The sequence below is a fragment of the Shewanella sp. FeAMO genome, assembly GCF_053653955.1.
Genome location: NZ_CM132201.1, coordinates 3,135,807 through 3,148,342, shown reverse-complemented (window position 1 = coordinate 3,148,342; position 12,536 = coordinate 3,135,807). Strand labels below are relative to the sequence as shown.

The 12,536-nt window shown below is 55.9% G+C and carries 10 protein-coding genes; 6 read left to right on the top strand and 4 right to left on the bottom strand.

All coding sequences use genetic code 11. From position 1 onward, the window contains the following. Positions 1-59: 59 nt before the first annotated feature. Entirely contained in the window at positions 60-1,436 is a 1,377-nt protein-coding gene (locus tag ACWAU4_RS14165) for an L-serine ammonia-lyase (protein WP_025888736.1), read from the bottom strand. Between the two features lie 298 nt (positions 1,437-1,734). On the opposite strand from ACWAU4_RS14165, the gene nagZ reads away from it, so the two are divergent. The 3 genes from nagZ (at position 1,735) to ACWAU4_RS14150 (ending at position 3,974) form a co-directional block, all read left to right on the top strand. Further along, positions 1,735-2,751: a beta-N-acetylhexosaminidase gene (nagZ, locus tag ACWAU4_RS14160; RefSeq protein ID WP_129978589.1), complete on the top strand. Its 1,017-nt coding sequence runs from the start codon at positions 1,735-1,737 to the stop codon at positions 2,749-2,751. An 83-nt stretch (positions 2,752-2,834) separates the two neighbouring features. After that, entirely contained in the window at positions 2,835-3,395 is a 561-nt protein-coding gene (gene ycfP, locus ACWAU4_RS14155; protein WP_028780489.1) for an alpha/beta hydrolase YcfP, read from the top strand. 306 nt (positions 3,396-3,701) lie between these two features. Beyond that, complete coding sequence (locus tag ACWAU4_RS14150) at positions 3,702-3,974, top strand: acylphosphatase (RefSeq protein ID WP_025011030.1); 273 nt, start codon at positions 3,702-3,704, stop codon at positions 3,972-3,974. Here ACWAU4_RS14150 and ACWAU4_RS14145 read toward each other — a convergent pair whose 3' ends face one another. From ACWAU4_RS14145 to ACWAU4_RS14135, 3 genes are read right to left on the bottom strand one after another with little or no spacing between them, the layout of a single operon-like run. After that, the gene (locus ACWAU4_RS14145; protein ID WP_146509040.1) at positions 3,975-5,093 is read right to left on the bottom strand and encodes a CsiV family protein; all 1,119 of its coding nucleotides are present in this window, start codon (positions 5,091-5,093) and stop codon (positions 3,975-3,977) included. Then, positions 5,093-8,557, bottom strand: coding sequence for a transcription-repair coupling factor (gene mfd, locus ACWAU4_RS14140; protein WP_221052174.1), 3,465 nt, complete (start codon positions 8,555-8,557; stop codon positions 5,093-5,095). Before mfd ends, ACWAU4_RS14145 begins: the two co-directional genes overlap by 1 nt. A 53-nt stretch (positions 8,558-8,610) precedes the next feature. Continuing rightward, positions 8,611-9,207, bottom strand: coding sequence for a hypothetical protein (locus ACWAU4_RS14135; protein WP_454290303.1), 597 nt, complete (start codon positions 9,205-9,207; stop codon positions 8,611-8,613). Between the two features lie 96 nt (positions 9,208-9,303). Here ACWAU4_RS14135 and ACWAU4_RS14130 point away from each other — a divergent pair, with 96 nt between their 5' ends. The 3 genes from ACWAU4_RS14130 to lolE are packed head-to-tail and all read left to right on the top strand — an operon-like array spanning position 9,304 to position 12,501. Continuing rightward, the gene (locus ACWAU4_RS14130) at positions 9,304-10,536 is read left to right on the top strand and encodes a lipoprotein-releasing ABC transporter permease subunit (RefSeq protein ID WP_071477435.1); all 1,233 of its coding nucleotides are present in this window, start codon (positions 9,304-9,306) and stop codon (positions 10,534-10,536) included. Then, the gene (gene lolD / locus ACWAU4_RS14125; protein ID WP_025011027.1) at positions 10,529-11,245 is read left to right on the top strand and encodes a lipoprotein-releasing ABC transporter ATP-binding protein LolD; all 717 of its coding nucleotides are present in this window, start codon (positions 10,529-10,531) and stop codon (positions 11,243-11,245) included. The genes ACWAU4_RS14130 and lolD overlap by 8 nt, the downstream gene beginning before the upstream one ends. Then, on the top strand, positions 11,242-12,501 hold the full coding sequence (gene lolE, locus ACWAU4_RS14120; RefSeq protein WP_167715349.1) for a lipoprotein-releasing ABC transporter permease subunit LolE: 1,260 nt from the start codon (positions 11,242-11,244) through the stop codon (positions 12,499-12,501). Before lolD ends, lolE begins: the two co-directional genes overlap by 4 nt. The last annotated feature ends 35 nt before the right edge of the window (positions 12,502-12,536 follow it).

Sequence of the window (12,536 nt, the reverse complement as noted above, 5' to 3'; positions counted from 1 at the left end):
GAGCTTTGGTGAACGAATCTACTCTTGCTATCCCCTGAGTCAGCGCAGGGCGGCACCAATCAACATTCGACGATATTAACCGCCAGGCCGCCTTTGGCGGTTTCCTTGTACTTGCTGCGCATATCTTTGCCGGTATCCATCATGGTCTTGATCACCTTATCCAGGGAAACCTTATGATTACCGTCGCCGCGCAGCGCCATACGTGAAGCGTTGATCGCCTTGACGGCGCCCATGGCATTACGCTCGATACAGGGAACCTGTACCAGGCCGCCGACAGGATCGCAGGTCAACCCCAGATTGTGTTCCATACCGATTTCCGCCGCGTTTTCGACATGCTCGACCGTACCACCCATGATCTCGGTCAGTGCGGCTGCTGCCATGGAACAAGCCACGCCGACTTCGCCCTGACAACCAACCTCGGCTCCGGAAATGGAGGCGTTTTTCTTGTACAGAATACCTATGGCCGCGGCCGTCAATAGAAAGCGGCTACAGACATCTTCATCCACTTCCTGAACAAAGGTGTCGTAGTAGCAGAGCACGGCGGGGATGATACCGGCGGCGCCGTTGGTCGGGGCCGTTACCACCCGATCGCCGGCGGCATTTTGCTCATTCACCGACAGGGCAAACAAGTCCACCCAATCCATGGCATTGAGGGGATCTATGTTGTTGCGGCCCTCAGCCTTGAGGCGGCGATACAGCGCCGGGGCGCGGCGGCGCAGCTTGAGACCGCCGGGCAAAATACCTTCTTTCTGATAGCCTTTCTCCACGCAGGCCTTCATGGTTTGCCAGATATGCCACAGTTTGGCTTTGACTTCACTCTCTGGGGCTATGCTGAGCTCATTGGCCATCATTAATGAAGAGATGCTCAGGCCATTGTCGCAGCACAGCTCCAAGAGTTCGCTGGCGGTATTGAAATCGTAAGGAGCCTGGGCAATGGGGGTCGCAGGAGAGGCGTTACGCTGCTGAATTTCATCCTCATCGAGAATAAAACCGCCGCCGACCGAATAGTAAGTGCGTTGATACAAACACTCTCCGCCCTTGAGGGCGTAGAGTGTCATGGCGTTGGCGTGTGCAGGCAGTGTCTTGCGTCTGTGGTAGGTGATGCCATCTTCGCGGGTAAACTTAACCTTACGGCCATCGCTGAGTGTCAGTGTCTGGCTGTCGGCCACCTCTGCCAGAATCGTCTCTATGCTGTCGGTATCGACGGTTTCCGGATCTTCCCCCATCAATCCCAGGATCACCGCCTTGCCCGTACCGTGGCCCTTGCCCGTTTGTCCAAGAGAGCCAAAAAGCTCGGCCTGCAGTTCGTCGACCTGTCCAAGTAAGTCATCTGCAGCCAGTTGTTCGATAAAGATTTTGCCCGCTTTCATCGGACCCACGGTATGGGAACTGGAGGGCCCTATACCTATCTTGAACATATCGAATACGCTAATCATTTGGTTAACCCTGTTGCTGTTTCGTTGTTATTTTAGTCATTGGGAGGCGCATTGCTCGCGCATACGCGGGTTTCGGAGTAACCTTGACCCAGAGTTACTCTGCCCATAGGGCAAGTATCCCATACTTTTGGCCTGGAATATCATTAGTTATTTTTATCAAGCTATGGTCGGATTAGCCTTGCTAACAATGGGATTGACCCTAGTCGCGCTATCCTGGCAGCCATACCTGTATCGGGGCTAACACCATTTCGTACCTTTTTCAGTCGCTTTCATGCGCGGTACCCTGTTGGAGATGTTTATGAGTCACTTAATGCTGGATCTTGCCTCTGTCGAGTTGACACCAGAGGAGGCCTCTGTCCTACAGCACCCGGCCGTTGGTGGCCTAATCCTTTTCAGCCGTAATTACCAAGACAGAGAGCAACTGATAGCCCTGATCCGTGCGGTTCGCAGTGTGCGTCCCGAACTGCTGATCGCCGTCGACCATGAAGGGGGCAGGGTACAGCGTTTTCGAAAGGGGTTTACCGAAATCCCAGCCATGGGCGATATATTGCCGGCAGCCGCAGGCTCGCTGGAGCTGGCGACAACCTGGGCCAAAGAGCTGGGCTTCCTGATGGCCGTCGAGCTCTTGGCTTGTGATATAGATTTAAGCTTTGCCCCTGTGCTCGATCTCAATGGTATCAGCCAGGTGATAGGCACTCGCAGTTTCGGCTCGAGGCCCGAGCAGGTCACCGCACTGGCAGCGGCCTTTATTGAAGGCATGACTGAGGCCGGTATGGCCGCGGTGGGCAAACATTTTCCCGGCCACGGCAGCGTCGAGGCCGATTCCCATATTGCCCAGCCGGTCGACCCGCGCAGTTACCAAGAGATTGCCGAGTGTGACATGCAGCCTTTTTCACAGCTGATCGCCAAAGAGATGCTCCAAGGCATTATGCCGGCTCATGTCATTTATCCCGAAGTAGACCCTAACCCAGCCGGTTTTTCATCTTTTTGGCTCAAACAGGAGCTGCGCGGCAAATTGGCCTTTAACGGGGTGATTTTTTCGGACGATCTCGGCATGAAAGGGGCGGCGGTAGCCGGAGACTATCAGGCCAGGGCCAGAGCGGCACTGGATGCCGGCTGTAACATGGTATTGGTATGCAATGACCCTGAGGGTGCCAGAAGTCTTCTGGGGGACTTCCCTTGGCCAGAGAGCAATCCTTTCCCGGCTGCAACATTAAGGGCCGACCCCGTAAAGGTAATGCGTGCATTACAGGATGAAGTACGCTGGGACCGGGCCCGCGAGCTGGCGGCCAGAATTTCATCCACAAAAAATTGATTTGGCACAATATAGGTGCAAACTAACTTGGTTAGTTTGAAACCTGTATAACCATGACTGGAAATGAGACTTGAGGAAACAAAATGATTTTGTATTTTCACGGATTTGATGCCACCAGCCCGGGTAATCATGAAAAAGTCAGGCAGTTACAGTTTATTGATGATGATGTGCGTCTCATCAGCTACAGCACCCAGCATCCCAGACACGACATGCAGCATCTGCTGAATGAGGTCAGTAAACAGCTTAAACTCACCGATGACCCCCATCCATTGATCATAGGTGTGGGGCTGGGTGCCTATTGGGCCGAGCGAATCGCTTTTCTGTCCGGGCTCAAGGCGGTATTGGTCAACCCCAATCTGTGGCCGGAGGAAAATATGCCCGGCAAGATAGACAGGCCGGAAGAGTATGCCGATATTGCCAGCAAATGCGTGACCGATTTTCGCAGCAAGAACCGTAACCGTGCCCTGTGCCTGCTGTCGACCGAGGATGAGGTCTTGGATAGCACCCGCAGTCATGCCTTGCTCAGCCGCTATTATGAAGTGATTTGGGACAAACAACAGAGTCATAAGTTTGCTTCGCTGGCGAGCCATTTGACTCAGATAAAAGCCTTCAAGCAAACAGAGGGGGTTGAACGGGTAGGATAAATATCCACTCATACGGTAAATTGAGTGCTTTTTGTGATCCAAGTCACGAGAGTGCCTCCGGGTTGTTTTTCAGTTTGTTTCGCTGGTTGCATCGGGCCATTGACTGTGTAAAGTTACCAACCATGGCGAGTTTGATACAGAATGTTACATTCGGTTATTCATACAGTGCCAGACCTTTTGCGTATGTCGCCCGATGCAGCTAACACTCTTTTGTTAGCTGTTTTTTTTGCTTTTTTGTTAATCAACTGCTTGATTTATAAGCATGGCAACACAAGGCCACCAAGACAAGTCTACAAGGAGACGCCCATGAAGCGGGTGCTGCTGACTGTGAAAGGCAAGGTGCAGGGAGTCTGTTTCAGACGCTTTACCCAGCAAAAGGCTCAGTCACTTGGGGTGACAGGCTATGTGCGCAACAAAGAAGATGGTTCGGTGGAGGTGTTGGCGCAGGGCGCCTTCCCGGCGGTCGACCACTTGATTGCCTGGTGCGAGCAAGGGCCACCTCAGGCTCGGGTCGATGGAGTGTATGTAGAGGAAGACGAGGCAGATGAGATCTACCTCGACTTCTCTATCAGTGATTGATCAGAGTTCTTCGCCACCATCGACTTGAGTTTGGCTGCCTGGCTGGGCCATACGCCTTACCTGTAGGATCATCCCCATTCTTGGATGATCGAAGTAGTGTATTTCCCCGCTGCGAATACGGCGATTCTGTTCCATGGGAATGCTGTAAAGAAAGGGGGTTTGCAGCTCAGGTTCGCCTTCTTGGGTGGCCAGAGATTTATAGCCGGCCTCCCTCAAATTAAAGCGGGTTTCCACATAGAGATAATGGCTGAGATAGATATTTAAAAGCCCATCGAACTCCCACACCGCCTTGGGTGTTTTGGGGACCATCAAGCTCCCAAGCGCTGCGTATTCCTCACTGCCCATTTGATTTGGTTCACTTAGGCCATTGCCTATTGCCTGCCCAGGCAGTTTGTCTTCCGACAAGCCATTCAAAGAGGAGCTTGAAGTCGTGTCCAACTGGCTCTGGGGTAAACCTGACTGCCTGAACTGCGAGCCAAAGTTACGGCCACCAAAGAGATGCATCGCCTCTGCTCTATGGCGGGGTTTCATCTGTTGCTGCCAGGTGAGGTGCAAAAGCCCTTTCAAACCGCTCTGCCGCTTGAGGGCATTGATAACACCGCCAAATTGGGCCTGGCTCTCACTGAGCAGCAAGGCGCCGGGTTGGCTGGCTGTGCTGCTGTCTCTGGGACTGATATTCACAGGCAACTGCTTGGGCATACGGATTTCCGCTTGCTGCTGTTGGCAAGGCAAACCGGCGGCATCCGCTTGAGTCGTGTTATCGGTCTGGGCCAGAGATATCACTTGGCCTGCCTGAAGGGGACGGCCGCGCTGTGAGTCAAAGGTATCTTTATTGAGAGCCTTATCTGCTGCGCTGTCTGCGGATTGAGATTGCCATTGCGGATCACAGTCTCCCACAGCCATGCTGCTTGAGCTGATTTCGGTGGCGACCTGGGGAGTGATCAAGTCTATGGTCTTGTTCAGCTTGAGCTCCAGCGGCGTATCCGGCCACTTTTCCGTGCTTGGCCCGGGGCGTTCAAACAGGTATACCTCGACTTCGTACCAAGGGTATTGTGCCGCCTGCAATACAGGCGAAAGTGTCAGCCCCAGAGCCAGGGTTGCCAGCATATTTCGATACACTATTTTTCTCCCACAGTGTGTTGTGCCAGTTGTTGCAGCAGTAGACCCACTATCTCCAGGCGTTCTTTACTGCTTTCGGCCGCCAGGGTGAACTTTAACTTATTCGGTCCATCCATTCGATAGATTTGTGGCTGGGATTGCAACAGGCCAATGATAAAGCCGGGATCGATAATATGATCGTCACCGAACTCTACACTGCCGCCGCGGGCGTGAAAATCCAGTTTCTTCAGCCCGAGCGCGGTGGCCTGATGCTTGTACAGTGTCAGTTGCATCAGGTTACGGGTGGCTTCAGGCAACAAACCGAAACGGTCAATCAGTTCTACCTTGAGCTCATCCAGCGCCGCTTCCGTAGTGCAGTTGGCTATCCGTTTGTAGAGCGACAGACGAATATTGACATCGCCCACATAGTCTTCCGGCAACAGCGCCGGGATCCTCAGCTCGATTTCGCACTGCTGGTTGAGCATCTGCGCCAGGGATGGCTCCTTGCCCTGTTTCAGCGCCTTGACCGCCGACTCCAGCATCTCCATATAGAGGCTGAAGCCTATCTTGGAGATATGGCCGCTCTGCTCATCCCCCAGCAATTCACCGGCGCCGCGGATCTCCAGATCCTGAGTCGCCAGCATAAAGCCGGCGCCAAGATCTTCCAGGGCATCAATCGCTTCCAAACGCTTGCGGGCATCTGAGGTCATGCGTTTCGGATGCGGGGTCATCAGATAGGCATAAGCCTGGTGATGGGAGCGGCCAACCCGGCCCCTGAGCTGATGCAGCTGCGCCAACCCGAAGGTGTCGGCCCGCTCTATGATGATGGTGTTGGCGCTCGGCACATCGATACCGGTTTCAATAATGGTGGTACACACCAACACGTTGTAGCGTCTGTGGTAGAAATCGGACATTACCCGCTCCAGCTCGCGCTCACGCATCTGGCCGTGGGCTACGACCACTCTGGCATCGGGCAACAGCTCGCGCAACTCCTCGGCGCGTTTCTCTATGCTCTCCACATTGTTGTGCAGGTAATAGACCTGGCCGCCACGGAGGATCTCCCGCTCTATGGCCTCACGGACACTGGCCTTGTCGTATTCGCGCACGAAAGTTTTCACCGCCAGGCGTTTGGCCGGCGGGGTGGCGATAATCGACAGATCCCGCATGCCGGACATGGCCATATTCAGGGTGCGGGGAATAGGGGTCGCCGTGAGGGTGAGAATATCCACATTGGCCCTGAGCGCCTTGATCTTCTCTTTCTGCCGTACCCCGAACCTGTGCTCCTCATCTATGATAAGCAGACCGAGGGCGTCAAATTTCACCTCGCTGTTGAGCAGCTTATGGGTGCCGATAACAATATCCACCTTGCCGTTTGCCAGGTCGGCAATCACCTGTTGCTGCTCTTTGGCGGTGCGAAAACGGGACATGACTTCAATCTGCACCGGCCAGTCGGCGAACCTGTCCTTGAAGTTTTCATAGTGCTGCTGAGCCAGCAGCGTCGTGGGCACCAACACCACCACCTGCTTGCCGGCGTTGACGGCAACAAAGGCGGCGCGCATGGCCACTTCTGTCTTGCCAAAGCCCACGTCACCACAGATCAGACGGTCCATAGCCACCGGTGACTGCATATCGGCGAGAACGGCGGCGATGGAGGTTTCCTGATCCACTGTCTCTTCGAACGGGAAACCCTGGGCGAACAAGGCGTATTCGGCCTCATCCAGTTCACAGGCCTCGCCGGGGCGGGCCTGACGGCGAGCGTAAACATCCAGCAGCTCGGCGGCCACATCACGAATACGCTCTATCGCCTTCTTCTTGGCCTTGGCCCAGCTCTCGTTGCCCAACTTGTTGAGGTTGGGGGATTCATCCGGCGCCACGGCGTAGCGGCTGATGAGGTGGAGTGACGACACAGGCACATAGAGTTTGTCGCCACCGGCGTATTCCAGCTTGAGGTATTCGGCCACCACGCCTCCGGTATCCAGGGTTTCCAGCCCCTGATAGAGGGCGACCCCGTGCTCCAGGTGCACTATGGGTTGGCCGACCTTGAGCTCAGCGAGGTTTTTAATCAGGGCATCGCTGCTGATCTGGCGCTGTTTTTCCCGCCGTCTTTGCTGGGAGATCCGCTGACCGAAGAGCTCGGTCTCGCAAATAATGCTCAGCTTGGGCTCATGGAGTATGCAGCCCTTGGCAAGGGGCGAGACGATTAACCCCAGCTGTGCATCCGAGTCGATAAACGCCTTGAGATGCGGGAACAGTACCGGGCGCAACTCTATCTTGGCCAGCAGCTCCATCAGCGCCTCGCGGCGGCCTTCGGATTCGGCGCTGAGCAGGACTCTGCCCGCCGAGGTGATATAGTCGGCCAATGCCTGCAAGGGCTGCTTCAGCTTATGGTTGACCGAGATATCCGGCAGCGCGCTTACTGCAGCCAATTGCTGCTGTTTTTGGGCATCCACCTGGCTCAGTTGCAATCTTGGCCAGCGCTTGAAGGCGGCAAACAGCTGCTCGGTCAACAGATATAGGTCGGCCGGGGCCAGCAAGGGCCGCAGCGGATCGACCCGCCTGTCTTCATAGCGATTGCGCACCTGCGTCAAATGGGTGTCGGCGGCCTGCTGCAGGTCGCCCAGCGTCAGCAGTTGCACATCGCCGGCAAAATAGTCGAATAGGGTCGCGGTTTCATCAAAGAACAAGGGCAGGTAGTTTTCGATACCGGCGGGCATCAAATGGCGGCTCACCTGCTGATAGATGGACTCGGGCTCTTTAACCAATACTTCAAAATAGCGCCGATAACGCTGGCGGAAGCCTTCTATGGCCCGTTCATCAGTGGGGAACTCCTTGGCCGGCAGCATTCGTACCTGCGACAGGGGTTCCTTGGATAGCTGGGTTTCAGGATCGAAATGGCGAATCGATTCCACTTCATCATCGAACAGTTCAATTCGCAACGGCTCGGCTGAGCCCATGGGAAAGATATCCAGAATCGAGCCGCGAATGGCAAATTCGCCATGTTCATAAACCTGGCCGACCAGATGGTAACCGGCGCTGACCAAGTGCTCGCGCATCTGTTGCAGGCTGTAGTTGTCGCCCTTATTCAGCAACATCACATTGGCCGACAGGAAAGACTTGGGCGGCAGTCGCACCATCAGGGTGTTGATAGGCACTATTACCAGGGCGCGCTTGGCACTTGGCAACCTTGACAGGGTTTCCAGTCGCTGGGAGATCAGATCCTGATGCGGCGAAAAGCTGTCGTAGGGCAGGGTCTCCCGATCGGGAAACAACCACACGGGCAGGGTATCACCCAGAAGGTATTTGAGTTCGGCTTCCAGTGTCAGGGCGGTTGGCGTATCCGCTGTCACCAACAGGCTGACACCTTGATGTTGGCGGGCGAGGTTGGCCAAGGTCAGCGCGCGCTCCACGCCTTCGCCGAGGCCGAGATGGCGGATCTCGCCGGCCTTTGGGGCACCCTCAGGCGCCAGTACAGAAAACTTATTCATTGAAGATGTGATAACAGATTCATTCTGAATGGATTGCGCACCATTGTAGAGATTTAGGATGGCTCATGCCAGTTGGGATCCTGACTGGCCTTACGCCTTTTGAGCTGCTTTTGTTGCACGCTGAGACTGGCCTTGACCAAGAGTTCGATATCGGCATCCTGGATCACTCGATAGTCGAGATCGGCCAGAAACTGGCCTTCATGGTCTGGGTCGTCGCGGCATTCCCGCACCGAGGCGATGCACTGCAAGGACAGGATTTCATCGCGAATAAACAGGGTCAGCTTGCAAAATGTACCGGCGTCCAGTGCCTGGGGTAACTGCACCCGCACGCCGCTGCCGCCAAATTGCACCCCGGGGCAGTGTTGGCCTTCGCGGCTCTCCTGCTCCAATACGTGCTGTAACACCAGATCTATCTTACGGGACTGGAGTTTGAGGTAGTCGACTATCGCCCGGCCCTCATCGCCGAGTTGCCTCAGCTGCATCAAACAGCCGGCTTCCTGCGCCTTGACCTCGCTCATCAGTTTCAAGCCGGTGGATTGCATCGCCAGCAGTTGGCTCTCGGTCGGCAAGGGAGCGTCCTTGGGCCAGAGGCTGAGATAGACATCGAAGGCGTGGGGCACGCTGAAGTATGGATTGGATTCAGGAAACAAGGTCCCGCCTCTTGTATTTACCCGGTCAATCCACCTATTATCGTGCCCACTTCATTGATTTAGCAAGCGCAGCGCACAGGACATGCTATCCCTCTCATGAATCCGGGACTCTCATTTTACATAGGTTATCGTTACTGGCGTGCCCGCAAGGCCAACGCTTTTGCTTCCTTTATTACCTTCTTCGCCGTCAGCGGGATTTTTCTCGGGGTGGCAGCATTGATTATTGTCAGCTCTGTGATGAACGGCCTGGAAGGCCAGCTCAAGACCCGAATCCTGGGGGCTATCCCACAACTGACGGTACATACAGACCACTCTTTTGACGACTGGCAGAGCTTTAAAGGCGATTTGCAACAATTGCCCGGCGTGCTTGGGCTGGCGCCCTCGGCGACCACCCAGGCGATGGCCCAGTCGGCCGACAATATCAGTGCGGTGCAGCTCTATGGCATCTACCCGGAGGCCGAGAAAAATCTTTCGGTTGTAGCCAAACACGCCTATCTGGATGCCTTTGATTCGCTCCGCAGCGGCAGCTACCGGGTGTTGTTGGGCTCAGAGCTGGCACGGCGGCTCAATGTTGCCACCGGTGACAAGCTGCGTCTGCTCAGCGGTGATGGTGTGGTGTACTCGCCGCTTGGGCCTGTTCCCAGCCAGCGAATTTTTGAAGTGGCGGGTATTTTTGAGATGGGTTCTCAGGTCGATGCCGGGGTGGCTTTTCTGCACTATGAAGATGCCCGCCGCTTGATGCGTCAGTCGCCAAAGCAAATTCAGGATCTCAGGCTGTTTCTGAGCGACCCCTTCAGCGCCCCGGCGCTGGCACCCAAGGTTGAACATTTGTTCGAAGATAAGGGAGTCGAGGTAAGCGTCAGCGACTGGCGTGACAGTTATGGCCATCTCTTCGCCGCGGTGAAGATGGAAAAGAACATGATGTCTTTGATGTTAAGCCTGATTGTCGCAGTGGCCGCCTTCAATATCGTCTCGGCGTTGGTGATGATGGTGGTGGATAAAACTGCCGATGTCGCCGTGCTCAAGACCCAGGGGCTGGGCAGGCTGGACATCATGACCATTTTTATCTCCCAAGGCTCTCTCAATGCCCTGATAGGCTTGGCGCTGGGCCTAGGGGTTGGCATAGTGGCCACCCTCAACATCAATCCGCTGCTGTCGACCTTGGGGATCGCCGTATTGGGCGCCGGGCAGAGGTTACCTGTGCAGCTGGAACCGCAGCAACTGGTGCTTATCGCCATCGGCACTCTGCTGATGACCCTGGCCGCCACCTTGTACCCGGCTATTCGGGCCGCCCGGGTAGAACCTGCGACTGCACTTAGATATGAATAAGAGAATCAATACCATGCAACAAGCCGCGCTCCTTGAAGCCAAAGCCGTCAGCAAGAGTTATCAGGAAGGCAAGCTCAGCACCAAGGTGCTCGAGCAGGTCGACCTCAAGGTGTATCCGGGGGAGCAGTTGGCGATTGTCGGCAGTTCGGGCTCGGGCAAGAGTACCTTACTGCATATTCTTGGCACCTTGGATAGGCCTTCTGCCGGTCAGGTGTTGCTCGAAGGCGAGGACTTATACAAGGCCTCGGCTTCCCGCCAGGCACAGCTGCGCAATCAGGCGATGGGCTTTATCTACCAGTTTCATCATCTGTTACCCGAATTCAACGCTCTGGAAAACGTGGCCATGCCGGGGCTGATTGCCGGTCGACCCAAGGCGGAAGTGCGAGCGCAGGCCAGGGCCTTGCTCGAAAGAGTGGGGCTGGGACATAGATTGGATCACACCCCGGCGGAGCTTTCCGGCGGTGAGCGCCAGCGGGTGGCCATTGCCAGGGCCTTGATCAACGGCCCAAAAGTGGTACTTGCCGATGAACCTACGGGTAACCTGGATGCCCACAGCGGCGAGGCTGTCTATGAGCTTATCCGCGAGCTGGCCTCGCAACTGGGCACGGCTTTTGTGGTGGTAACCCATGATCATCAACTGGCGGCAAGGATGGATAGGCAGCTGCAGATGGTCGATGGTCGTTTGTCGGCGCCGGAGGCGGGCCAATGACGGCGCATCCCGCCTTGCTGCCCCTGGTCATCGGCTGGCGCTTTTACCGTGCCCGCCAGAGCAGCAGTTTTATCAGTTTTATCTCTTTTGCCTCCACCGCAGGTATCGCCCTCGGGGTCGCCGTGCTTATTCTGGTGCTGTCGGCGATGAACGGCTTTGAGAGCGAGCTGGAGCAGCGCCTGCTCGGGGTTGTGCCCCAGGGGGAGTTGAGCCAGGTCCGTGAACCTATTCATGACTGGCGTCAGATAGTGTCGGACGCCGAGCAAATCGACGGCATCAGCGCCGCCGCTCCGCTGGTACGTATGCAGGGGTTGGTGCAAAAACCGGGCGGTTTTGTCGGCTTGTCTGTGGTGGGGATTAACCCCGAGGCCGAAGCGCGGGTTTCGACCCTGAGTCAGTATCTGACACAGGAAAGCTGGCAGAGCCTTGAGGGCGACAGCAATCATATCGTGCTGGGCCAGGGGATGCTGGACAAACTGGGACTTAAGGTGGGTGATCGCCTGACCCTCTATCTGCCATCACCCCATGGCAAGGGCAGTGGTCAACTGGCGCAGGCTCGCAGTCATTCACTGTTGATAAGCGGCAGCTTTCGTCTCGGCGGCGAGCTTGAATACACCACGGCTTATGTGCCCATGGCCTATGCCCAGCGCCTGCTTGGGCTTGGAGACGAGGTGACCGGGGTGAGAATCAAGGTTGAGCGGGTATTTGAAGCGCCGCGGCTGATTCGCGAGCTGGGTTATGCCCAGAGCCAGACTTTGTATCTCAACGACTGGACCCGCACCCAGGGCCACCTCTACCAGGACATTCAGCTGGTGCGCACCGTCATGTATCTGGTGCTGGCATTGGTAATAGGTGTGGCCTGTTTCAACATAGTCTCCACCCTGGTAATGGCGGTGCGTGACAAGGCTTCGGAAATCGCCATCTTGATGACCATGGGACTTAAGCGCGGCGCCGTGATGCAGGTATTTATTGTCCAGGGTGCGCTCAATGGTGTGCTCGGCTGCGCCATAGGAACCTTGCTGGGGGTACTGCTGGCCAAGAATCTCTCGGCCATCGCCAAGGGGATTGAGCAGTTGACCGGGCATAAGTTGCTCTCGGGGGATATCTATTTTATCGATTTTTTGCCATCCAGGCTCGAGTTGGCGGACGTACTGGTCGTGGTGGCTATGGCGCTGCTGATGAGTCTGCTGGCTACCTTGTATCCGGCGTTCAGGGCCAGTCGAATAGCCCCGGCCACCGCCCTGGCCGGGCGCTGATAAGCGACAGGCACATCCTAAATAGCAAGAACCCG

Bases quoted from the DNA above. Each gene is read 5' to 3' on its own strand.
- ACWAU4_RS14150 (WP_025011030.1), top strand. From the start codon at position 3,702: ATGAAGCGGGTGCTGCTGACTGTGAAAGGCAAGGTGCAGGGAGTCTGT.
- mfd (WP_221052174.1), bottom strand. From the start codon at position 8,557: ATGAATAAGTTTTCTGTACTGGCGCCTGAGGGTGCCCCAAAGGCCGGC.
- lolD (WP_025011027.1), top strand. From the start codon at position 10,529: ATGAATAAGAGAATCAATACCATGCAACAAGCCGCGCTCCTTGAAGCC.
- ycfP (WP_028780489.1), top strand. From the start codon at position 2,835: ATGATTTTGTATTTTCACGGATTTGATGCCACCAGCCCGGGTAATCAT.
- ACWAU4_RS14165 (WP_025888736.1), bottom strand. From the start codon at position 1,436: ATGATTAGCGTATTCGATATGTTCAAGATAGGTATAGGGCCCTCCAGT.
- nagZ (WP_129978589.1), top strand. From the start codon at position 1,735: ATGAGTCACTTAATGCTGGATCTTGCCTCTGTCGAGTTGACACCAGAG.
- ACWAU4_RS14130 (WP_071477435.1), top strand. From the start codon at position 9,304: ATGAATCCGGGACTCTCATTTTACATAGGTTATCGTTACTGGCGTGCC.
- lolE (WP_167715349.1), top strand. From the start codon at position 11,242: ATGACGGCGCATCCCGCCTTGCTGCCCCTGGTCATCGGCTGGCGCTTT.